Source organism: Streptomyces decoyicus, assembly GCF_019880305.1.
In the GTDB taxonomy this organism is placed as follows: domain Bacteria; phylum Actinomycetota; class Actinomycetes; order Streptomycetales; family Streptomycetaceae; genus Streptomyces; species Streptomyces decoyicus.
In genome coordinates, this window is record NZ_CP082301.1 from 7,564,359 (window position 1) to 7,585,171 (window position 20,813).

The following is a 20,813-nucleotide window of genomic DNA, read 5'->3' on the forward strand; positions in this document are numbered from 1 at the left end:
GTTGTTCTCATTGTGACGGCAGCAGCCCTTGGGCGGCTCGTTGAGGCAGGACCGTGTAGGCCGGGTCCTCGGCGGAGGCGAGGCCGGCCGCGAAGACGCCGAAGCGGGTGCAGGCCGAGCCGGCGAGGAGCGCCAGGCCGCCCGCGACGGCCGCTGCGCGGCGGCGACGGCCCCCGAGCGCCGCCATGGCCGCGCCGCCGCCGATGAGCACCTGCGCACCGCGCAGCAGCCGGCCCGCCCGCCCCTCCCGGTAGGTTTCCGCCACCATCCCCAGCCGCCGCTCGGCCGCCCGGACCGCCACCGAGTCCGCCACCGCGGCCAGGACGGCCGCGCAGCGGGCGGGGGCGCTCTCCTGGACGGGGGCGAGAACGAGCGCCATACCGGACGCGGCGGCGGTCGCGGAGGCGGCGAAGAGGTACGGCAGCTCGCGGTGCGCGCCGTGCCAGGCCGGTACGGCGGTGTCCGCGGCGAGCACGGCGGTGTAGGTGGCCACGGCCGGTCCCAGGACCGCGGCGGCCGCGGTGGCGGCGGCGCCGGCCCGTGGCAGCCGGCCGGTGACCGCGCAGAGGGCCGCCGCACCGGCCGCCGGACCGTAGCCGCCGAGCAGCCATGAGCCCACGCTCATCGGCGAGGTCGGCTTCAGCACGCGCAGCATGTGGGCGAAGCGGGCCGGGCGGCCCAGGTCGTTGATGAGCGCGGCGGCGGAGAGGGACACGGCCGCCAGGGAGGACACCTTCATCGCGGCGGCCAGCGTCGGGCGGCCGGTCAGCTGGGCGCCCGCGGCGAGCACCGACCCGGCTCCCGCCAGACCGCCGAGGAAGAAGTATCCGGCGATGTCGCGGGCCGCCCAGGAGGGGGCTTTGATGACCGGCCGGCCGTAGTAGGAGCGGAACTCCGCCCGGGGGACCATGAGTTGCTCACCCTTGGGGCGGCGGTGCGAGCGGGTGCCGCCGCTGCGGGGTGCCTGGTCGGTCATCGTCGTACCTTCCTTTGCAGGAGCGTCGGCAGCGCGCAGGAGAGGGCGATACCGCCCGCCAACGACAGTGCCGCCGCGCCGGCGTGCTTCCACATCGCGGGCAGGTCCCGGGTGGTGACCACCGGGTCGGGTGGCAGCCCGTACACCTCGGGTTCGTCGAGCAGCAGGAAGAACGCCCCGTCGCCGCCGACCCCGTCCTCGGGATCGTGGCCGTAGAGCCGGGCGTCGGCCACGCCCGCCGCATGCAGCTGGTCGACCCGCAGGGCCGCGCGGGCGCGCAGTTCGTCGAGCGGGCCGAACTGGATCGACTCGGTCGGGCACGCCTTGGCGCAGGCCGGCTCCAGCCCGGCGCCCAGCCGGTCGTAGCACAGGGTGCACTTGAAGGCCCGGCCGTCGGACGGGCGTTGGTCGATGACGCCGTAGGGGCAGGCCGGGACGCAGTAGCCGCAGCCGTTGCAGATGTCCTCCTGGACCACGACGGTGCCGAACTCGGTACGGAAGAGCGAGCCCGTCGGGCAGACGTCGAGGCAGGCGGCATGGGTGCAGTGCTTGCAGACGTCGGAGGACATCAGCCAGCGGAACTCGCCGCCCGCCGGGGCGGCATCCGTGGCGAGGGGGAGTTGCGTACGGCCCTCGGGTGCGGGCACCGCCGGCGCGGCCGGTGGCGCCGACTGCTCGATGAAGGCCACATGACGCCAGGTCGAGGCGCCGAGGCCCCCGGTGTTGTCGTACGACATGCCGGTGAGGGACAGTCCGTCCTCCGGGATCGCGTTCCACTCCTTGCACGCCACCTCGCACGCCTTGCAGCCGATACAGACGGAGGTGTCGGTGAAGAACCCCACGCGCGGCGGGGCATCGGCATGCCCGGCATCGCCGGCCGGGTCCGGCTCCGGGCCGCTGAGCAGGCTGTCGGTCATGACCGGTGGTCCTTTCCGGTGTGCTCGGTGATGCCCGCGCGCCGCCGGTAGTCGGCCACCAGGCGGGGAAGCGCGGGGCCGCGCGGCCGCCGCCCCGGCCGGATGTCGGCGGTGAGGGCCTTGTCCTCCTGGATATGGGAGTTGGGGTCCAGTGCGATGGCGACCAGCTCGTTCGCCGCGTCGCCGGTGACGATCCCGTTGGGCCCCCAGTGGAACGGCAGCCCGATCTGGTGCACCGTGCGGCCGTGCACCGTCAGCGTCCTGATGCGGTCGGTGACCGCCACCCGGGCCTCGATGGCGTTGCGGGCGGTGATGATCGTGGCCCATCCGTTGTGCTCCAGACCGCGCTCCGCGGCGAGCCGCGGTGACACCTCGCAGAACAACTCGGGCTGCAGCTCGGCCAGATGGGGCGACCAACGGCTCATCCCGCCCGCCGTGAAGTGCTCGGTGAGACGGTGGGTGGTCAGCACGAACGGATAGACCTCGGCGCCCGGTTCGTCGCCGCTGGGGTGGTAGCGGTTGCCTTCGCGGAAGTAGAGCTGCTTGGTGGGGGACCGCGGGCGGTCGGGGTAGAGGGCGTTGGGGAACGGGGAGTCCTGCGGCTCGTAGTGCGTGGGCAGCGGCCCGTCGTGCAGCCCGGCCGGTACGTAGAGCCAGCCCTTGCCGTCCGCCTGCATGATGAAGGGGTCGTCGCCGCGCAGGGCGTCGGGTCCCATGGCGCCCGTCGGCGGTACGTGGTCCGGGGCCCGGTCGGGAACGAAGTCGGCGACGTCATGGCCGGTCCAGTGCCCGTCGTCGGCGTCCCACCAGACATAGGCCTTGCGCGCGCTCCAGGGACTGCCGTCGGGGGCGGCCGAGGCCCGGTTGTAGAGGATCCGCCGGTTCGCGGGCCAGGCCCAGGCCCATCGTGCGGCGACCCAGTCCTGCTCGGTGTGCGGGGTGCGGCGGGCGGCCTGGTTGACACCGTCCGCGAAGACCCCGCAGTAGATCCAGCAGCCGCACCGGGTCGAACCGTCGTCCTTGAGCTCCGTGTACGCGCTCAGCGGCGCCCCGTCGGGACCGTGCCCGTTGATCTCGGCCAGCACGGCCGCCGCCACCGGCTCCCGGAGCGGCCCCTCCACCGGGTAGTCCCAGGTCAGGTCCTGGATCATCCGGTCCATCGGATCGGTGGACGCCGCCAGCTTCTCCTTGATGCGCCGGCCCAGGTGGTACATGAACCACAGATCACTGCGCGCGTCGCCCTGCGGCTCGACGGCGGCATGGTGCCACTGGAGCCAGCGGTTGGTGTTGGTGAAGGAACCGGACTTCTCGGTGTGGGCGGCCGCCGGGAGGAAGAACACCTCCGTCCCGATGTCCTCGGTGCGCAGTTCGCCGGTCTCGGTCTCGGGGCCGTCCTGCCACCAGGTCGCCGACTCGATGAGGGAGAAGTCGCGGACCACCAGCCAGTCCAGGTTGGCCATCCCCAGCCGCTGCAACCGGGTGTTGGCGGAGCCGACGGCCGGATTCTCACCGAACAGGAAGTAGCCCTTGCAGACGCCGTCCAGTTGGGCGAGCACGGTGTCGTAGGTGCTGTGCGAGCCGGTCAGCCGCGGCAGATGGTCGAAGCAGAAGTCGTTGTCGGCAGTGGCCGCGTCGCCGTAGTAGGCCTTGAGCAGACTGACGAAGTACGCCCGCATCTCGCCCCAGAAACCCTTGTCGGTACGGCTCGCCGCGACAAAGGTGTCGAAGTCCTCGTGGGCGTGCGCATGCGGCATCGGCAGATAGCCGGGCAGCAGGTTGAAGAGCGTGGGGATGTCGCTGGAGCCCTGGATGGACGCGTGGCCGCGCAGCGCCTGGATACCGCCGCCGGGGCGCCCGATGTTCCCCAGCAGAAGCTGGAGCACACTGGCCGCCCGGATGAACTGGGAGCCGGTCGCATGCTGGGTCCAGCCCACCGCGTAGACGAACGCGCTGGTGCGCTCGCGCCCGGAATTCCTTGTCAGCGCCTCGCACACCTGCAAGAACGTCTCGCGTGGCACCCCACAGGTCCGCTCGACCATCTCGGGGGTGTAGCGGGCGTAGTGCCGCTTGAGGATCTGGTAGACGCAGCGGGGGTGTTGCAGCGTCGGGTCCTGCGGTGCGCGGGGGTGGGCCTGGGGGCCGCCCGCCCCATGCGTCTCGGCGTGACCCGGCACCACCTGCGGCTCGGCCGTGCTGTCCCGGAGGCGCTGGTCGTGCAGCTGCTCGACGTCGCCCGCCGGCGCCTGGACGTCGGTGCCTTCGTACTGCCAGCTCTCGGGGTCGTATTGCCGCCGCTCCTCGTCCAGGCCGGAGAAGACGCCGTCGAGATCCTCGGTGTCGCGGAAGTCCTCGCGGACCAGGGTGGCGGCGTTCGTATAGGCGAGGACGTACTCCCGGAAGTCCTTCTCCTCGCTCAGGACGTGATGGATGATCCCGCCGAGGAAGGCGATGTCGCTGCCCGCCCGGATCGGCACATGCAGATCGCACAGGGCGCTGGTACGGGTGAAGCGCGGATCGACATGAATGATCCGGGCACCCCTGGCCTTGGCCTCCATGACCCACTGGAAGCCGACCGGGTGCGCCTCGGCGAAATTGGAGCCCTCGATGACGATGCAGTCCGCGTGCTGGAGATCCTGCATGAAGGTGGTCGCCCCGCCGCGCCCGAACGAGGTACCGAGGCCGGCGACCGTGGAGCTGTGGCACACCCGGGCCTGATTCTCCACCTGGATCACGCCGAGGCCGGTCAGCAACTTCTTGATCAGGTAGTTCTCCTCGTTGTCGAGGGTCGCGCCGCCCAGGCTGGCGATGCCGAGCGTCCGGGCGACCCGCCGGCCGTCCTCCTCCCACTGCCAGGTGTCACGGCGCAGCTTGATCACCCGCTCGGCGATCATGTCCATGGCGGTGTCGAGGTCCAGCGGCTCCCACTCGGTCCCGTAAGGGCGCCGGTAGAGCACCTGATGGCGCCGTGACGGGCCCGTCGTCAGCTGAAGCGTCGCCGCCCCCTTGGGGCACAGCCGCCCCCTGCTGATCGGGGAGGCGGGATCCCCCTCGATCTGCACCACCCGTTCGTCCTTGACGTACACCTGCTGGGCGCAGCCGACCGCGCAGTACGGGCAGACCGAGGCCACGACGCGGTCGGCGGTGTCCGTGCGCGGCCGCAGCTCCTCGGTGCGCCGGGACATCGCGGCGCGCCCCCGGCCCAGCGGGTCCTCGCCCCTGAGCTGCCGGTACGCGGGCCAGTCGCGGAGCAGCCGGCCTACGCCCATGGTTCCTCCCACGCCTCGATTCGAGCGGTATGCCTCCAAACTCCCTCCCGTGGGCTCCGTCTGCTCCCCGGCAGGCCTGTTACTGACCCAACCGGGCACTAGAAGGGGCGCGGGCGGCGGCGCGTCCGCACATGCGCCGCAGGCCGCCGCGCGCGACAGTGAGAGATGCGGCCATCGGCACGAAGGGCAGGCGGGGCACGTGGGTGGCAAGGACGGGCTGACGCCGTACCGCGGGAAACGGCACTTCGACCGGACGCGCGAGCCACCGGGCACCCGGACCTCCACCGGCGAGGCGCCGGCCTTCGTCGTGCAGATCCACGACGCGAGCACCTTGCACTTCGACTTCCGGCTGGAGGCCGACGGTGTGCTGAAGTCCTGGTCCGTGCCCAAGGGCCCGTCCGCCGACCCGCACGACAAGCGGCTGGCGATGCCCACCGAGGACCATCCGCTGGAGTACCTCGCGTTCGAGGGGGTCATTCCGGCGGGGGAGTACGGCGCGGGCACCGTGATCGTCTGGGACCGGGGCACCTATCGCCCGCTGCCCCGGAAGAAGAAGGGCCGCGCCCTCTCGTTCGGCCAGGCGCTGGCGGACGGACACGCCTCCTTCTGGCTCGACGGCGGCAAACTCCACGGTGGCTACGCCCTCACCCGCTTCCGTACCGGCGGGCGCCCCGGAGAACGGGAGGCCTGGCTGCTGGTGAAGGAGAACGACGACCGGGCCGGCCGGCGCGGCACCCCCGACCCGCGGCGGGCCCGGTCCGTGCTCAGCGGGCGGACCCTGAAGCAGATCGCCGCCGAGGAGGCCGCGGGGCGCGGAGCGGCCTGATGGGCAAGGTCAGAGGCCTTCTGGAAGCCCTGCCGACCACGCAGCGGTGGCTGCCGCGGCCCGCGGACGCGGTCCGGGAGAAGCCCGCCCAGGGCCGACGAGAGGACGGCTGCCATGTCGGCAAAGGCTCTCATCGTGATCGATATGCTCAATTCCTACGAGCACGAAGACATGAAGGCGTGGAGATTCTTCATATCCGATGACGCTCGGATATCTGCTGCTGTCTGCTGCGCCGGCACGGTATCGACGCCATCACCCTCGTGCTCTGTGGCCAGACGACCGGAACAATGTGTGCGCGTGTGCGCTGTTCGACGCTCGGAATTCTTCCGACGGTACTGCCGAATCCGGCCCGCCGGAGGGGCCTAACCGCTCTCCGGCTCCCCGTCCCCCGCATTGTCACGGGCGATATGCACCGCCGCCTCCTCCGCCGATGCGGCTCCGCCGTCGATACCGACGTCCCGGGCGGAAATGTCGTTGCTGCCCCCGCGCCAGAAACCCTCGTCGGAGCCCACGAGACGCCCCGCCCGCTCGTCACCGCATTCGAGGTCCGTGGGTTCACCGACCCCGCCCGGCAGGTCGCCGATACCGTCGCCGTCGGGTGCGCAGACGTCCGGTACCTCCACGGCCAGCCGATGGTCGAGCGTCTCGCGGTCGTGCAGTTCCTGCGCGGTGGTCCCGTCGTGATTCACCACGAAGGGCCGCTCCGGAGGCGAATAGCCCGTGTCCAGCGTCTGATCGAGATCCGGCTCGTCCAGGGCGTCCTCCATGTCGAGGTCGTTGGGGTTGTCCTGGGGATCGGATCTGGGCGGCTGGTAGACCTCGTCGCCCATCGACTCGTCGGACATGACCGCCCTCCCTCTTCCCGTCCGGTGGCCCGGCCGCGGGGTGCGGCTGGTGCCTGTACGACCAATTGTCCGCCTCCTGGTGCCTGGCGGCAGCGCCAGGAGACGGAGCCGGGCTCAGGCGCGCCGGTGTTCGGTCGCGATGCCGACGGCCTCGGCGATGCTCTGCACATTGCCGAACCGCTCGTGTGCGGGCAGCCGCTCGGCCATGGCGACCAGCCGGTCCGGTGCGTTGTTCTGCCGAAGGGTCTCGATAACCGAGTTCTTGTCGGCCGGATACAGGCTTCGCCCGAGGTGCTGGGCGAGTTCGGAGCGCAGCCCGACGTCCTGCTCGGTCATACCGCTCGGCGTGCCGCCCCTGAAGTCGCTCTCGGGGGACCATGCCGCCACCGGCTGGTCCTCTCCCGCCGGCTGGAGTTCATGCTCCTCATCGGTCCGCAGGGAGCGCTCGGCCGTCATCTGCCCCCGCAGCTGCTTCTTCATGACGTCATCCCGGGCGGGGCCGGTCTTGTCCGTGCCGTGTTCCATCACCATGGGTGCCTCCGGCTCTACGGGTCCGGTGGACCCGACGCGTTACTCCCAGTTTCCCTGGTCCCCCAGCCCTAACAACCCGGCGGCGGCTGTTTCAAGCGTGCATACGGAAACCGTACGGGCATGCGCGGAACGTGACGGCAGATGCATATGCCCGTCATGCATACGCCTTTCGGGAACGGGAATTCGTAGGTCAGCCCACCGCATACCGATGACAGCCGGCCACACCGATGACAGCCCCTCGCTCAACGGGAGAATCCGCGGAATCCGAGGAAGCCAAGGAGGCAGCACTATGCGACTCTCGCTCCTGAAACCGGTTATCGACCGGCCGGGCCCCTGGGCATCCGTCTATGCCACTATCCCGCACAGCACCGAGGACGCCGCAAAACAACAAGAGTTGACGGCAAGCGCCACCACGGCGCAGTTGTTCGCGCTCGGCGCGGACGAGGCCACCTGTGGTGCGGTGCACGAGGCACTGCTCACGGGGCGCGGTGGCGAGAGCGGGGCGCACGCCGGGCGGGCGCTGTTCGCCGCCCACGGTGCGGTCGTGCTCGACACCCCGCTTCCCGGCCCCCCGGCCTTCCCTTTCGCGGCCTGGGGTCCGGTGCCCCGGGTCACCCCTTTGCTGGCGGCGATCGGCGATGACCCCGTCTGTCTCGTGGTCCGCCTGGACCGGGCCGGAGCGGACTTCGCGGTCCTCGGCCAACGCGGCACCGAGGACGCCGGCCGGGTCAGCGGCGCCGCCCGGCCCCTCCACCGCACCTCGTCGGGCGACCCGTCCGAACGGCACTTCCAGGCCAAGGTGGAGAACACCTGGGAGCACAACGCCGGAGAGATCGCCGACGCGGTGCGCGAGGCGTTCGAGAAGAGCGGCGCCGAGGCCGTCCTCCTGATCGGGGAGGCGCGTGAGCGCCACTCGGTACACGACAAGCTGCCCGAACCGCTGCGCGCCCTCACCTACGAGAGCGAGCACGGCGGGCGGGCGCCCGGAGCCGAGAGCGCCCTGGTGGACCGGGACATCGCCCACGTCAGGGCGGTCCAGGAACGCGAACATGTCGCGCAGGTGGCGGACCGCTTCCGCACGGGCGCCGGACCCGGCAACAAGAGCGCCCCGCACGCCGCCGCAGGCATCCCCGCCCTGGTCGAAGCGGCCCGGGAACACCGGATCGACACGCTGCTGGTCAGTCCGCACGGCGCGGACATCGCCCGGCAGGTCTGGGTCGGCTCGGACGCGGACCAACTCGCCGTACGCGGCACGGAGTTGACGTATCTGGGCGAGGAGCATCCGGCCGCCGCACGGGCGGATGACGCCCTGGTGCGCTCGGCGGCCGCGACCGGCGCCGACATCGTGGTGGTCCGTGACCCCGAGCGGGCACCGTCCGGCGGGCTCGGCGCCATCCTGCGCGGGACCGGAAAAACGGCACCGGAGTGACCTGGTGACCTACTCCGTCGGGGGCAGACCCCGACCGATCGAACCGGCCGACGGCGATGCATGTCCCGCGTCGCCCCACGGCCATGAGGGAGGCTCAGTATGTTGACGGCGATCGCAGACGTTCTCAGGTCGATCGGTGGCGCCATCGCCACCGTCGTCACCCTGCCGTTCCGGGCCGTGGCCCGGCTCTTCGGCGGGGCCGCGGACACCGCACACGGACGCCACTGAACCGCACCCGGAGATCCTGGCGTACCGCAACGGACACCACGGCATGCCGCGTGTGCACGCCCTCGCACTCGGCCGCCGGCACACCACCGCCCGCCGACCGGATTCCGGTCGGCGGGCGGCGAGGTGGTACCGGGCGGCTGCCTCAGCTCTGGGCTTCGGCCGCCACCGGCTTCGGGATCAGGAAGGACGTCGCAATGGCCGCGGTCAGGATGACCACGCCGGCGATCATGCCGGCGGTGTAGCCCCCGGCCGACGAGGGGTCCGTCGGCGTGGCGGCCGTCTTGACCGCGTAGAGGAGCGCAAAGCTCAGGCCGGCGCCGAGGTTGAACGCGCCCGCGTTGAGTCCGGGCAGGAAGCCCGGGTTCTCGCTGGGGGAGAGGACGATGCCCAGCCCGTTGAGGACGATGTTCGCCACGCCCGCGTAGGCGATGCCCACCAGGATGGACGTCACCAGCAGCAGGCCCTGCGAATGGCTGTGCATCGTGAGCAGCATCAGGACGACCGTCGCCACCGATCCGACCAGGCCGAACCGCAGGATGCGGCCGTAGCCGAAGGTGGCGGCGAGGCGGCCGGCCAGCGGGCCCATGGCCAGCCCGGCGAGGGCGTACGGGGACAGCGTCCACCACGCTGAGGCCTCGGCGCTCATACCGAGACCGGCCTGGGCGTCCTGGGCGAAGGTCGGGATCAGCCCGTTCATGACGGCGAACACACCGGTCATGGTGAGCACGGTGGTCAGCAACGTGGCCCACGTCGCGCGCTGCTTGAGGTGCCGGGTGGCGACCAGCGGGTGCCCGCTGCGGTTCTCGGTCCGCCAGAACAGGGCGAAGGCGGCCGCGGACACCACGAGGAGGACGGCGATCAGCGGCCAGTCGGCGGCGGCCAGCTTGCCCGCCTCGTTCAGCGCGGTCAGCAGCGAGCCGACGGAGACGACGAGCAGCGTGACGCCGGGCCAGTCCATACGGGTCGCCGCGGGCGCCTTCGACTCCGGGGTCAGGGTGGCGACCAGCACGGTGGCCAGGGCCGCGACGACCGCCATCGCCCAGAAGACCGACCCGAACCCGTGGTGGTCGGCGAGGTAGCCGCCCGCCAGGGAGTCGACCCCGGCGATACCGCCGTTGACCGCGGTGATCACGCCGAGCAGGGTGCCGTAGCGCTTGGGCTCCTTCACCTCGACCCGCAGCATGATCAGACAGAGCGGGACGACCGGGCCGCAGACCCCCTGGATGACCCGGCCGGCGAACAGCATCGGCACGCTGGTCGCCAGCGCGGCGACCACACATCCGACGACCATCAGGCCGAGCATGCCGGCCAGTACCCGGCGGCGGCCGATGACATCGCCCAGCCGCGGGAGGAACAGGGAGAACAGTGCCGCCGAGGTGAAGAACGCGGTCTGGGTGAGGCCGATCTCCGCGGAGCTGGCGCCGAGCGAGTCCTCGATGTTCTTGAGCGCGGGGCTGAGCATGCTGGCGTTGAGCTGGAAGGCGAAGCACGCCGCGAGCAGCGCCGCGACCAGGACGCCTATCCGGACGCCGGAGCCGCCGCCGTCCGTCACCTCGACGGGGCGCCGGGTGGTGGAAACGTTCATGCCTCGATGTCGCCGATCCGCTCGAGCGCGTCCACGACGAGGTTCCAGAACCGCTCGTGGTCGAGCTTGACCGCGACCTGGGTGGTGCAGTCGTCCGGGGCGGGCGCACGGAAGTCCGTCACGGTCATCCCGAGCGTGAGCGCACCGCGCAGCTCGATGTCCACCGGGGCCTTGCGCACGGTCATGACGTCCGGGTCGATCACATACGCGACCGCGCACGGGTCGTGGACCGGCGGGTGGTCGAAGCCCTGGTTCTCGCGGTAGGCCTCGCGGAAGAAGTCCAGCAGCTCCAGGACGAACGTGGCGGGCTTGGTACCGACGGCGGCGATCTTCTCCTCGACCGCGGGGGTGGCCAGCGCCTGGTGCGTGAGGTCCAGGCCGACCATCGTGACCGGCCACGTCTCGTTGAAGACGATGTGCGCGGCCTCGGGGTCGATGATGATGTTGAACTCGGCGACCGCGCTCCAGTTGCCCTCGTGGTAGCCGCCGCCCATCAGGACGACCTCGCGGACCCGCTCCGCGATCCGCGGCTCCTTGCGGACGGCCAGCGCGATGTTGGTCAGGCCCGCGGTCGGGACGATGGTGATCTCGCCGGGCTCGTGGGACATCACCGTGTCGATGATCAGGTCCACCGCATGCCGGCGGTCCAGCTCGATGGCGGGCTCGGGCAGGTCCGGGCCGTCGAGACCGGTCTCGCCGTGGATGTCCGGCGCCGTCTCGATGGACCGCACCAGCGGACGCGGGCAGCCGGCGGCAAAGGGCACGCCCGTGATCCCGGCGATGCGCGCCACGGACAGGGCGTTGCGGGTCACCTTCTCCAGCGTCTGGTTCCCGACCACGGTCGTCACGGCGACCAGCTCGACGTCGGGATTGCCATGGGCCAGGAGCATGGCGATCGCATCGTCATGCCCCGGGTCGCAGTCGAGGATGATCTTTCTGGCCAACGGAGGAGCCCCTTTGCTCTGCTGCTCGGAAAAGCGGTGATGTGTGCGGGCCGACATGGGCTCCGGCGCACAGCGCGCCCGGCGGTCACCCATGGTGAGCCCGGGCGTGGGGTCAGCCGACGGGCGAGCAGCATGGGAAAACGTTCTCCGGAAACTTGACCTATGGACCCGCCGGTTGTCAACGGTTCAATCTCTGGCCTTCTGCCCCTTATCGGGATGAAGGGTGGGTGGCGCGGCCGGTGAATCCGCGCCCGGTGGGACAACGATTGCCAGGCGTTCAAAGGGGCGTATGCTCCCTCCGGTTCGGGTGGGCCGAGCGAAGGGAGCCGGGAGACGGTGGCCGAAGTCACGTTGAAGGATGTCGCGCTGGCGTCGGGCTGCTCCATTGCCACGGTCTCCCGCGTCCTGGCCGGCACCCGTCCGGTCGGCGCCGAGGCCGCCCGCACCGTACGCGAGGCGGCCGAGCGGCTGGGCTACCGGCCCAACCATGTGGCCCGCGCCCTGCGCAGCCGTTCCACCGGCACCGTCGGACTCGTTCTGCCGCAGATCACCAACCCGTTCTTCCCCTCCCTCGTCCGGGAGCTGGAGCACGCCCTGCATGCCGAGGGGCGGGCCGTGCTCCTCGCCGACTGCGACGACGACCCGGTGACCGAGGCGGCCCGGATCGGCGCGTTCCTGGGGCGGCAGGTCGACGCCCTGCTGCTGGTACCGGTCGACGAGCGGCGCAGCCGGGAGGCGGTGGCGAGCGCGGCCGCCCGGGTGCCGCTGGTGCTGCTGGACCGCGGATGCGGCCCCGGCGTCGCCGACTCCGTCGCCGTCGACAACGCGGCCGGTATGTCTCTCGTCCTCGATCACCTGGCGGCCACCGGCCGCCGCCGCCCGTGCTTCGTCGGCGCCGCCGGTACCGCGTCGGCGGCGGTCGAGCGGCGCGCGGCTTACGAGGCGGGCGCCGGGGCGCTGGACCCCACGGCTCCCGGCCGCGTCGAACTCGGCGACTTCTCGGTGCAGTGGGGGCGGGCCGCCGTCGACCGTGTCTGGCCGTCCCGGCCGGACGCCCTGATCTGCGCCAACGACCTCATCGCCGCCGGTGCGCTGCAACGCCTGCGGCAGCTCGGCGCGGACGTACCGGGCGAGGTCGCCGTGACCGGCTTTGACGACATCCCGCTCGCGGGCCTCGCCGACCCGGCGCTGACCACCGTCCGCCAGCCGGTCGGCGAACTGGCCGCCGAGGCCGCCCGTCTGCTGAGCCGGCGCCCGGCCGGAGGGGAGCCGGGACCACGGCACACGGTCCGGCTCGCACCGCAGCTGGTCGTACGGGCCTCCAGCGCACCGGCCGGCGTTTCCCCGGCCCACTGACCGCTGCCTCTTGGCCCGCTGACCGCTTCCCTCGTGAGGGAGAGCCGGAGCGCTTCCGCAACTCTTGACCGTACGCGGTCAGCGAGTAAAGTCTAGACCAATCAGTGCACCCTCGCGTCATCCACCCCACACTCAACGAGGTCTCCCGGGGCGGACGTTCGGCGTCGTCGGCGGCGCCGGGTCCGCCGTTCTCGCGTGGCGGCCTCCTTCGCGAAAGGGTTGTCATGCATAGGAAAAGAAGGCTGGCCCTCGCCATCGGTGCGGGCATCGCCCCGCTGCTCGTCGTCACCATGCCGGTCAGTCCGGCAAGCGCACACGGCTATGTGTCCTCGCCGCCCAGCCGGCAGGCGCAGTGTGCCGCGGGCGCCATCGAGTGCGGCCCCATCAAATGGGAGCCGCAGAGCGTCGAGGGCCCCAAGGGGCTGACCAGCTGTAGTGGCGGCAACAGCCGGTTCGCCGAACTCGACAATGACGCCAAGGGCTGGAAGGTCACTCCGGTCGGCAGCTCCCAGTCCTTCAGCTGGCGCCTGACGGCCCGTCACTCCACCAGCACCTGGCAGTACTTCGTCGGCGGGAAGAAGGTCGCCGAATTCGACGACGGCGGTGCCCAGCCACCCGAGACCGTCTCGCACACCGTCAATTTCGGCTCTCTCAAGGGCAAGCAGAAGATCCTCGCGGTCTGGAACATCGCCGATACCGCGAATGCCTTCTACGCCTGCATCGACGTCAACATCGGCGGCTGAGCGTCTCCCCTCGGCGCTCGCCCCCTGGTCCCTCCCGGCACCACCGCCCCGTCTCCCTCCGCCGGTCACAGCCGTGAACAGCCGAGCGGCAGGGCGACGAGGGCGCTGAGGCACCCGTTACGATCGGCCCATTCAAGGCCGTTGTGCGTGGCCGCTGCCGGGAGGAAGAGATGGGCCTGTTCCGCCGAGGACCGAAGCGGGATTCCCGCGAGCTGGCACGTGACGGGGAGTTCGGCTTCTTCTCCGAGCGCGAAGGCGGCGTCTTCAGATCACAGGTCCGGCAGGCCTTCGCGGAACAGGGGCTCGAAGTCACCGCGTACGCGGGGGTGGTCACCGACTCTGCGGGCCGGCAGTTCGGCCTCGGCAACCTCGCCGCGGTGTGCCACCGCGACCGGCGCGGTGAGCGCAGCTGGCCCGCGCTGATCCGGGATCACGTCGGCAAGGTGCTCCGTACGATGGACGGCCCGCAGCCGCTGGAGATCCTCAGCGCGGACGAGATCCGGGCCTGCCTCTACCCCCGTGTGGTCGCCCAGGAGACGCTGCCCGCCTCGGACTCCTTCCGTTACGGCCGCGCGCCGGCGCCGGGGCTGCGGGAGGTGCTCGCCCTCGACCTGCCCGAGGCGGTGCAGATGCTGAGCGAGGACTCGCTCAACGACCTCGGGGACGTCGCCGAGCTGCGCATCCGGGCGATGAACAATCTGCGCGCCCTGCCGGTCGAGGGGCATGAGACCGTCCGGCGCGGCGACGGCTCGGCGTTCGAGGTGCTGCTCGGTGATTCCTTCTTCACCGCGAGCCGGGTGCTGGTACTGGACGAACTGGTGCAGCGGCTCACGGGCACCGGGCTGACTCCGGACGGTGCGCTGGTCGCCCTGCCCTTCCGCCACCAGCTGGCGTTCCACCGTATCCACGATGCCCAGGTCGTCCCGGCGTTGCAGGCCATGGCGCAGTTTGCGGCGGCCGGCCACGAGGACGCGGCGGGCGCCATCAGCCCCCAGGTCTTCTGGTGGCGCCGGGGCGTGATGACCCCGCTGAGCGAGGCGGCCGGCGGCGGGCTGCGGGTGGTGGCGGATGCGGACTTCCAGGCGATGCTGGAGCGGTTGGTGCAGGACGAGGCCTGAGCGGCGCCACGGCGTCCGGCGCGCACACCGCGCACAAGATTTTCTTGCGAAATATTCACCATGAGGGAACCTGCGGCCCCATCCACCCGTTATCACTAGTGAGGCCCCACGCTCTCCCCCGTGCGTGGGGCCTCACTGTGTCTCCGCGCCGGTATCCGTGACTCCGGCCCGCCCGCTCGGTCTCAGCCGTCGAGCCCTGCGCGTTCCTCCTCGGTGAGCAACCGCGAGCGGATCAGGAAGCGGACGCCTTCGGGCGCTTCCAGGGAGAATCCGCTGCCCCGCCCCGGTACGACGTCCACCGTCAGATGGGTGTGCCGCCAGCGCTCGAACTGGTCCGCCGACATCCAGAACCCCACCGGTTCCGGCACGCCCTCCACGGTCAGCCGGGCCAGCAGCACATCCGACGCACCCGTGCGGAGTTCCCCGGCCTGGTAGCACATGGGCGCGCTGCCGTCACAGCAGCCGCCGGACTGGTGGAACATCAGCGGGCCGTGCTGATCGTGCAGCAGGCGCAGCAGTTCCGTCGCCGCCGCGCTGAGCGCGATGCGTGAAGGGCCCTCCGGGGCGGCGCCCCCGGCCGCCTCCTGCCCCTCGCCGCCGCCCATCAGACGCTCCCCGGCTTCTTCGTACAGCAGCTGACCAGCGGGTTGTCGGTCTCTTGTCGGTACACGTGCCGTTCCTCTCTTGACCGGCCACAACGGACGCCGCCCCGGGACGGCGGCGAGCCGGCCCGGAAGGGGCCGGATCGTGGTCACCGAGCCGCCACGGAGGCAGTGCCCCAGTTAACTCCCTGCAACGTTGCGCGGTGGTTGCACGCGAGGGCGGGGACTGTCAGATGCGGCGGCTCCCGTCGGCATCCGGTGATTCCCGGCGGTCGTGGTGCGATCCGGGCGCCGCAATGCCGAAGGAGTGCGGGGGCGCTACCGCGATGTCCAGGTCGGGGCGCCAGGCCGCGAGGATCTGGGCGGAGGGCGTGAACAGCGGGCCCGGCAGGCCGGTGGGGTCGTGCCACTGCCAGTCGCCGACGATATCGGGCTCGGCCGCGTAGGGCGTGCCGGTGCAGGCGGTGACGAGGGCGGCCATCGTGATGCGGTGGACGCCCTGGACGTCGTCGTGGAGCATCGCGAGGACCCGGACGGCATGTGGCTCGGCATGCAGGCCGGTTTCCTCGTGCAGTTCCCGTGCGGCGGCGGCCGGCACGCTCTCGCCCGGGTCGATCTTGCCTCCCGGGAGTTCCCAGGTCCCGGCGCGGTGCCGTCCGATCAGGACATGTCCCTGAGGGGCGAGGACGATGACGCCCACGCCGAAGGCCGCTCGCGCCTCCGGCGGTCGGCTGTTGCGCGGCCGGGCGGTCACCGTGCCACGAGTGGTTCCGTCCGTCATGCCGGGCCTCCTGGAGTCCGTCCGGTGCGAGGTGCAGCAGCGTATGCCGTCGGCTGCGGCGTGTGTGCGGTGTAGCCGCCTCCCGTGACGGACCGCAGCATTCCGCCCGGGCGGACGTTTCTCCGGCGCGTCCCTCGGCCGGGTACATCTGGGCGCCCGGCTCAAGCAACCGCGGTGGTCATCGGGACGTCTCGAAAGCCAGATGGAACAGAGGAGAGTTGAGCAACCCGTGACGTTCGGACATTCCCGTGATGCATGCGGTGACGACTGGCCGTTGGTGGGGCGCGAACGCGAGCTCGCTGCCCTCGATGCCGTGGCCGCCGACGTCCTGTCCGGCCGCTCGCGCGTCGTACAGCTCGAAGGGCCGGCCGGGATCGGCAAGTCCGTCCTGCTGAGCACCTGGTGGGAACGTAACGAGCAGTTCCGGGTGCTGCGGGCCCGCTGCCATCCCCTGGAGCGCGAATTCGCCTTCGGTGCGGTGCGACAGCTGTTCAAGCCGTTGCTGGCGGCGGTCTCCGAAACCGAGCGCGCACGTCTCCTGGAAGGCTCCGCGGCCGCCACGCTGCGGGCGCTGGACGACGCCGCCGCCACGGACCCCGTACCGGAGGCGGCCGATGTGACGGCATCGACGCTACGGGAACTCGACGCGCTCGTCTCCCAACTCTCCCGCCGGCAGCCCCTCCTCCTGGCGGTCGACGCCCTCCAGTGGATCGACCAGCCGTCCCTGCGATGGCTCGTCCATTTCGTCGGGCGGGCCGACAGCCACCCGGTGCTGATCGCCGTGACCACCCGCAGCGGCGAGGTCAAAAGGCTCGATCCGCTGTTCGCCGAACTCGTCCGTCCCGCGAACTGCCACACCCTCGTCCTGGAGCCGCTCGACGTGGCCGGCGTGCGGCAGCTGGTGCGGACGCTGTGGGATGCGGAGGCGCCCGACGCGGGCTTCTGCGCGGCCTGTCACGCCGCCACGGGCGGGCATCCGCTGTTCGTGCGCGCCCTGCTCCACCAGGCACAGCGCAACGGGGTACAGCCGACGGCGGAATTCCGGGACCGGATCCCCACGGTCCTGCTGTCGACGCTCGGCGGGGAGATCTCGCACCGGCTCTGCCAGGCGTCCGACGAGGTCGTGGCGCTGGCACGGGCGCTGGCCTTCCTGGGCGACCGCAAACCACCCGAGCTGCTCGCCGCGTACTGCGGGACCGGACGGGCCGTGGTGCTCTCCGCGGCCGAGGACCTGCGGTCGCTGGGCCTGCTGCGGGCGGACGGCGACCTCCGCCTCACCCACCCGGTCGTCCGTGACACGGTGCTGGGAACGCTGTCGCCCGAAGAACTCGGCGTCGGCCATGCGCGGGCGGCCCAGGTGTCCTGCCTCAGCGGGCGTCCCGACGAGGAAGTCGCGGCCCATCTGCTGGCGGCCGGCCCCGTACACGGCTCCTGGGTCCTGCCGGCCCTGCGCAGAGCGGCCACCCAGGCCTTACGCCGTGGCGCACCGGAGACCGCCGTGACCTATCTGCACGCCGCGTTGAACCAGCCGCTGGACGCGCCCGAACGCGCCCGCGTACTCCTCGAACTGGGCACGGCGGCCAGCCATTACGACGCGGCGCTGGCGATCTCCTGTGTCACCGGCGCGCTCGAAGAACTGACCGACGAAACGGCCCGCAGTGACGCCCTGGGGGTGCTGGCCTACTCACTGCTGCTCTCCCGCGGCTCCCGGACGGACCTGTCCAGCGTGGACCGGAAGATCGCGGCACTGAGCGACCGGCGCACCGCGGGCTCCGGGGCGGCCGACCGGGAGCTGGCGCTGCGGATGACGGCGCTGCGCTCGTGGATGGAGTTCGAGCGGCCGTCCGTCGGCCCGGCCCCGGTGCCGTCCCCCGGCACGGACGACGACCTGGCCGACCGCACCGCGGGGGAACGGCAGCTGCTCGCGATCCGTGCCTTCCGTGCCCTGCGCGCGGCCCTGCCCGCCCCGTACATCGCCGGTCTCATCGAGCGCGCGTCCGTCAATCTGCCGGCGTTCTCCCATGACCTCTTCCCGCTGCACTACTTCGTCGCCCAGACGCTGCTGTACCTCGACGAGCTCGATACGGCCGACCGGCTCAACCGCCATCTGAAACGGGAGATCTCGGGCAAGGGCATGGAACTGCTCGCCTCCTCCCTGCTGCTGTACCAAGCAGGGCTGGCGCTGCGCCGCGGGAACATCACCGAAGCCCTCGACACGGCTCAGGCCGCGGCGGACCAGGCTTCCCCCGTCGGCCGGCCCCCGTACGCGCTGACCTTGGACACGATCAGGATCGACGCCCTTCTCGCGCAGGGCCACATCGAGGCGGCCGAGAGGGTCGCGGTCCCCCATGCCGTGGCGGGGCAGGCCGAAGTGGCGTGGGAGCGGCCCCGGTTCCTGATGAGCCTGGCGGCGCTGCGGATCGCTCAGGGCGATCTGCGCACGGGGCTCTCGCTGCTCCGTGAGTGCGGCCACCACTGCGACGCCGCCGGGACGGTCAGCCCTGCGATGTCTCCGTGGCGCTCCCGTGCCGCGGCCGCCCATCTCGCGCTGGGGGACGTGAAGTCGGCCCATGAGCTGGCCGAGCAGGAACTCGATCTCGCCCGCCGCTGCCGGGTCCCCCGCGCCCTCGGGGTGGCGCTACGGGTGGCGGGAACGGTGACGCCCGGCCGCCGGGGGCCGGACCTGCTGGCCGAAGCCGTGAGCGTACTCGGCCCCACCCCCGCACGCCTCGAACTCGCCCGTGCCCTGCACGACTTCGGTGTCGCACTGCTGCGCCAGGACGACAGACGCGGCGCCCGCGGTGCACTGCGCGAGGGTCTGGATCTTGCCGTCGGCTGTGGTGCCACGGCGCTCGCCAGGCGGCTGGGGGAGCGGCTGCACCTCGCCGGCGGCCGGGTCAGCAGATCAGGTGGGCAGGGAATCCGGGCGCTGACCGCAGGGGAAGAACGCGTCAGCACACTGGCGGCTCAGGGATACAGCAACAAGCAGATCGCCGAACTGCTCGTCGTCACGCTGCGGACCGTGGAAACCCACCTCACCGGCGCCTACCGCAAGCTCGGGATCACCGGGCGCCCGCACCTGGCGGCCGCGATGGCCGAGGCGGCCAGGTTCCGCAGGGGGAGTGACCCGGCAGACTCCTGATCACGGTTCCACGGGCTCTGCGACCGACCCCGAAAGCCCCTCATCGGAAGGTGAGGGGCTTTCGGTATGTCCGGCGGCAATCACCGATGCCGTGGTCCGCAGGGACGAAGTCCTGTGGTCCTCGTGGTTCTCGTGGTCCAAAGCCGTGGTTCCGGATTTCTTCCGGCATTCCTCGTGGTTGTCCCGGGAGGGGAGGTCTCCGGGTACCGAAGTCTTAGCCGCAATCAATTGATTCGGCGGCCTTGGCATGACTTACTCACCTCTCACGGCGTCACATTCTTTCGACGTCACCAGCCAGCGCAAGAGGGAGTAGCAACCGTGAAGATCAGCCATCGGGCCGTATTCGGTCTTCTTTCGGTGGGTGCCGCGTGCTTCTCAACCGTACTCTCCGCTCCCGCCGCTTACGCGGGATCCGACAACTACATCCAGATCACCAACCACGGCGGCGTCCTCGCCAACACCTGCTACAAGTGGCGTGGCGCCGAGGACAAGAACTACTGCCACAACGTCAAGCCGGTGGGCCAGACCTGGAAGGCGTATTTCCCCGCGGAATCGACCGGCGCGATGGTCGATCTCAGCATCAGCGTGGTGGACTACGCCACGGTGGACTCCGCAGCGGTGATCGATACCAACAAGAACCACTGCTTCGAGATAACCGGCCTCGCCGACCGGCCGAAGCTCCAGGAAACGGGCTGCTGAAGGCAGGTATCACGGAGAGCGCCGGTGCGGCGCTCTCCGCCGGACAAGTTTCCGTCAGCAACAGAGTGAGGAAAACGTTGATCTCCACATCCGCATCCCGAATAGGTGTCACCCTCGGTGCCGTCACCACCGCGCTGTTCCTGGTGGCGCCCACGGCATCGGCGGCCGCGCAAGGCGCCGGCCTCACCCAGGTGAACGGCCACACCGACAAGTGGATGGCGCAGGCGACTCCCTCCGTCACCTACGACAACGGTTACAAGGTGGACTCCGCGGAAGAAGTCAAGAGCGCACTGGAACAGTGCAAGGACAGCAGTGTTTCGTGTGCCGAGAAGCCCGTGGAAAGCAATCAGGTGACGAAGTGGTTCGACGTGGGCAATGACGCCATGGGTGTCGGCCCCATCGAGAACTGCGGCACAGGGCAGGGGGAGATAAACCAGACGCTCAGCGGAAGCAAAACCTTCACCTGGGGCTGGAACGTCGGCGGAAACGTCGATCTCACCCTGGTCAAGGATGTGCTGAAGATCGGCGCCTCCGCGCAGTACAGCGAGACCAATGCCGAGACGAAGGCCGGCGACATCCGGATCACCGTGAAGCCGGGCGAGCGGGGGATGCTGATGATGGGCAAGGACACCGAACAGCGAATCTCCGATGTGACGATCCAGGGCGGCAAGTTCGGCGGCGCGAAGATCTCGGGACTGCGCACCGAAATCCTCCTCGCCGAGGCGGCGCGGGTGAGCACCGACGTCGTCAAGTGCGGTGAACTGCTGAAGAAGGAGCAGAGTTGAGCGCCGGTTCCGCTCACCAAAAACTCATGAAGGGGCATCC

18 protein-coding genes are annotated in these 20,813 nt (G+C 70.9%); 9 read left to right on the forward strand and 9 right to left on the reverse strand.

Annotation, left to right across the window (positions count from 1 at the left end; genetic code table 11):
- Positions 1-7: 7 nt before the first annotated feature.
- Genes nrfD through fdh form a run of 3 tightly spaced genes read right to left on the reverse strand, consistent with a single transcriptional unit; the run spans position 8 to position 5,159 of the window.
- Positions 8-976: an NrfD/PsrC family molybdoenzyme membrane anchor subunit gene (nrfD, locus tag K7C20_RS32945; RefSeq protein WP_167352489.1), complete on the reverse strand. Its 969-nt coding sequence runs from the start codon at positions 974-976 to the stop codon at positions 8-10.
- On the reverse strand, positions 973-1,893 hold the full coding sequence (locus K7C20_RS32950) for a 4Fe-4S dicluster domain-containing protein (RefSeq protein ID WP_030079992.1): 921 nt from the start codon (positions 1,891-1,893) through the stop codon (positions 973-975). Before K7C20_RS32950 ends, nrfD begins: the two co-directional genes overlap by 4 nt.
- Positions 1,890-5,159 carry a formate dehydrogenase gene (fdh, locus tag K7C20_RS32955; protein WP_053208700.1) on the reverse strand — a complete coding sequence of 1,090 codons (3,270 nt, stop codon included), beginning with the start codon at positions 5,157-5,159 and terminating at the stop codon, positions 1,890-1,892. Before fdh ends, K7C20_RS32950 begins: the two co-directional genes overlap by 4 nt.
- 199 nt (positions 5,160-5,358) lie before the next feature.
- Between fdh and K7C20_RS32960 the strand changes: the two genes are divergently transcribed.
- Positions 5,359-5,985: a DNA polymerase ligase N-terminal domain-containing protein gene (locus K7C20_RS32960; protein ID WP_030079986.1), complete on the forward strand. Its 627-nt coding sequence runs from the start codon at positions 5,359-5,361 to the stop codon at positions 5,983-5,985.
- A gap of 362 nt (positions 5,986-6,347) precedes the next feature.
- On the opposite strand, the gene K7C20_RS32965 is transcribed toward K7C20_RS32960, so the two are convergent.
- Complete coding sequence (locus K7C20_RS32965; RefSeq protein ID WP_030079984.1) at positions 6,348-6,830, reverse strand: DUF5709 domain-containing protein; 483 nt, start codon at positions 6,828-6,830, stop codon at positions 6,348-6,350.
- Between the two features lie 114 nt (positions 6,831-6,944).
- A complete protein-coding gene (locus K7C20_RS32970; RefSeq protein ID WP_030079983.1) occupies positions 6,945-7,361 on the reverse strand; it encodes a DUF2795 domain-containing protein in 417 nt (138 codons plus the stop codon).
- A gap of 289 nt (positions 7,362-7,650) precedes the next feature.
- Between K7C20_RS32970 and K7C20_RS32975 the strand changes: the two genes are divergently transcribed.
- Positions 7,651-8,790, forward strand: coding sequence for a baeRF2 domain-containing protein (locus K7C20_RS32975; protein ID WP_030079982.1), 1,140 nt, complete (start codon positions 7,651-7,653; stop codon positions 8,788-8,790).
- 99 nt (positions 8,791-8,889) lie between these two features.
- Positions 8,890-9,018, forward strand: coding sequence for an LPFR motif small protein (locus tag K7C20_RS39115; protein WP_267959187.1), 129 nt, complete (start codon positions 8,890-8,892; stop codon positions 9,016-9,018).
- A 142-nt stretch (positions 9,019-9,160) separates the two neighbouring features.
- On the opposite strand, the gene uriT is transcribed toward K7C20_RS39115, so the two are convergent.
- Both uriT and uriH read right to left on the reverse strand, forming a co-directional pair.
- Positions 9,161-10,603: a uridine transporter UriT gene (uriT, locus tag K7C20_RS32980; RefSeq protein ID WP_053208701.1), complete on the reverse strand. Its 1,443-nt coding sequence runs from the start codon at positions 10,601-10,603 to the stop codon at positions 9,161-9,163.
- Positions 10,600-11,547 carry a uridine-preferring nucleoside hydrolase UriH gene (uriH, locus tag K7C20_RS32985; RefSeq protein WP_030079979.1) on the reverse strand — a complete coding sequence of 316 codons (948 nt, stop codon included), beginning with the start codon at positions 11,545-11,547 and terminating at the stop codon, positions 10,600-10,602. The genes uriT and uriH overlap by 4 nt, the downstream gene beginning before the upstream one ends.
- 336 nt (positions 11,548-11,883) lie before the next feature.
- Between uriH and K7C20_RS32990 the strand changes: the two genes are divergently transcribed.
- The 3 genes from K7C20_RS32990 (at position 11,884) to K7C20_RS33000 (ending at position 14,764) form a co-directional block, all read left to right on the forward strand.
- Positions 11,884-12,903 carry a LacI family DNA-binding transcriptional regulator gene (locus K7C20_RS32990; RefSeq protein ID WP_053208702.1) on the forward strand — a complete coding sequence of 340 codons (1,020 nt, stop codon included), beginning with the start codon at positions 11,884-11,886 and terminating at the stop codon, positions 12,901-12,903.
- 224 nt (positions 12,904-13,127) lie between these two features.
- Positions 13,128-13,646, forward strand: a complete 519-nt coding sequence (locus tag K7C20_RS32995) for a lytic polysaccharide monooxygenase auxiliary activity family 9 protein (RefSeq protein ID WP_030079974.1) — start codon at positions 13,128-13,130, stop codon at positions 13,644-13,646.
- Between the two features lie 170 nt (positions 13,647-13,816).
- Positions 13,817-14,764 carry a DUF1444 domain-containing protein gene (locus K7C20_RS33000; RefSeq protein WP_030079972.1) on the forward strand — a complete coding sequence of 316 codons (948 nt, stop codon included), beginning with the start codon at positions 13,817-13,819 and terminating at the stop codon, positions 14,762-14,764.
- Positions 14,765-14,946: 182 nt separating this feature from the next.
- On the opposite strand, the gene K7C20_RS33005 is transcribed toward K7C20_RS33000, so the two are convergent.
- Positions 14,947-15,369, reverse strand: a complete 423-nt coding sequence (locus K7C20_RS33005; protein WP_030079969.1) for a DUF779 domain-containing protein — start codon at positions 15,367-15,369, stop codon at positions 14,947-14,949.
- Positions 15,370-15,595: 226 nt separating this feature from the next.
- A complete protein-coding gene (locus K7C20_RS33010; protein WP_048829253.1) occupies positions 15,596-16,147 on the reverse strand; it encodes a nucleotide triphosphate diphosphatase NUDT15 in 552 nt (183 codons plus the stop codon).
- A 229-nt stretch (positions 16,148-16,376) separates the two neighbouring features.
- Between K7C20_RS33010 and K7C20_RS33015 the strand changes: the two genes are divergently transcribed.
- The 3 genes from K7C20_RS33015 (at position 16,377) to K7C20_RS33025 (ending at position 20,773) form a co-directional block, all read left to right on the forward strand.
- On the forward strand, positions 16,377-19,289 hold the full coding sequence (locus K7C20_RS33015; protein WP_048829252.1) for a helix-turn-helix transcriptional regulator: 2,913 nt from the start codon (positions 16,377-16,379) through the stop codon (positions 19,287-19,289).
- Positions 19,290-19,607: 318 nt separating this feature from the next.
- Complete coding sequence (locus K7C20_RS33020; protein WP_030079963.1) at positions 19,608-19,988, forward strand: hypothetical protein; 381 nt, start codon at positions 19,608-19,610, stop codon at positions 19,986-19,988.
- Between the two features lie 77 nt (positions 19,989-20,065).
- A complete protein-coding gene (locus tag K7C20_RS33025; RefSeq protein WP_030079959.1) occupies positions 20,066-20,773 on the forward strand; it encodes a hypothetical protein in 708 nt (235 codons plus the stop codon).
- Positions 20,774-20,813 lie beyond the last annotated feature (40 nt).

Coding starts and splice junctions, on each gene's coding strand:
- uriT (WP_053208701.1), bottom strand. CDS start 10,603: ATGAACGTTTCCACCACCCGGCGCCCCGTCGAGGTGACGGACGGCGGC.
- nrfD (WP_167352489.1), bottom strand. CDS start 976: ATGACCGACCAGGCACCCCGCAGCGGCGGCACCCGCTCGCACCGCCGC.
- K7C20_RS33005 (WP_030079969.1), bottom strand. CDS start 15,369: ATGGGCGGCGGCGAGGGGCAGGAGGCGGCCGGGGGCGCCGCCCCGGAG.
- K7C20_RS32950 (WP_030079992.1), bottom strand. CDS start 1,893: ATGACCGACAGCCTGCTCAGCGGCCCGGAGCCGGACCCGGCCGGCGAT.
- K7C20_RS33000 (WP_030079972.1), top strand. CDS start 13,817: ATGGGCCTGTTCCGCCGAGGACCGAAGCGGGATTCCCGCGAGCTGGCA.
- fdh (WP_053208700.1), bottom strand. CDS start 5,159: ATGGGCGTAGGCCGGCTGCTCCGCGACTGGCCCGCGTACCGGCAGCTC.
- K7C20_RS32965 (WP_030079984.1), bottom strand. CDS start 6,830: ATGTCCGACGAGTCGATGGGCGACGAGGTCTACCAGCCGCCCAGATCC.
- K7C20_RS32995 (WP_030079974.1), top strand. CDS start 13,128: ATGCATAGGAAAAGAAGGCTGGCCCTCGCCATCGGTGCGGGCATCGCC.
- K7C20_RS32970 (WP_030079983.1), bottom strand. CDS start 7,361: ATGGTGATGGAACACGGCACGGACAAGACCGGCCCCGCCCGGGATGAC.
- K7C20_RS33010 (WP_048829253.1), bottom strand. CDS start 16,147: ATGACGGACGGAACCACTCGTGGCACGGTGACCGCCCGGCCGCGCAAC.
- K7C20_RS39115 (WP_267959187.1), top strand. CDS start 8,890: ATGTTGACGGCGATCGCAGACGTTCTCAGGTCGATCGGTGGCGCCATC.
- K7C20_RS32975 (WP_030079982.1), top strand. CDS start 7,651: ATGCGACTCTCGCTCCTGAAACCGGTTATCGACCGGCCGGGCCCCTGG.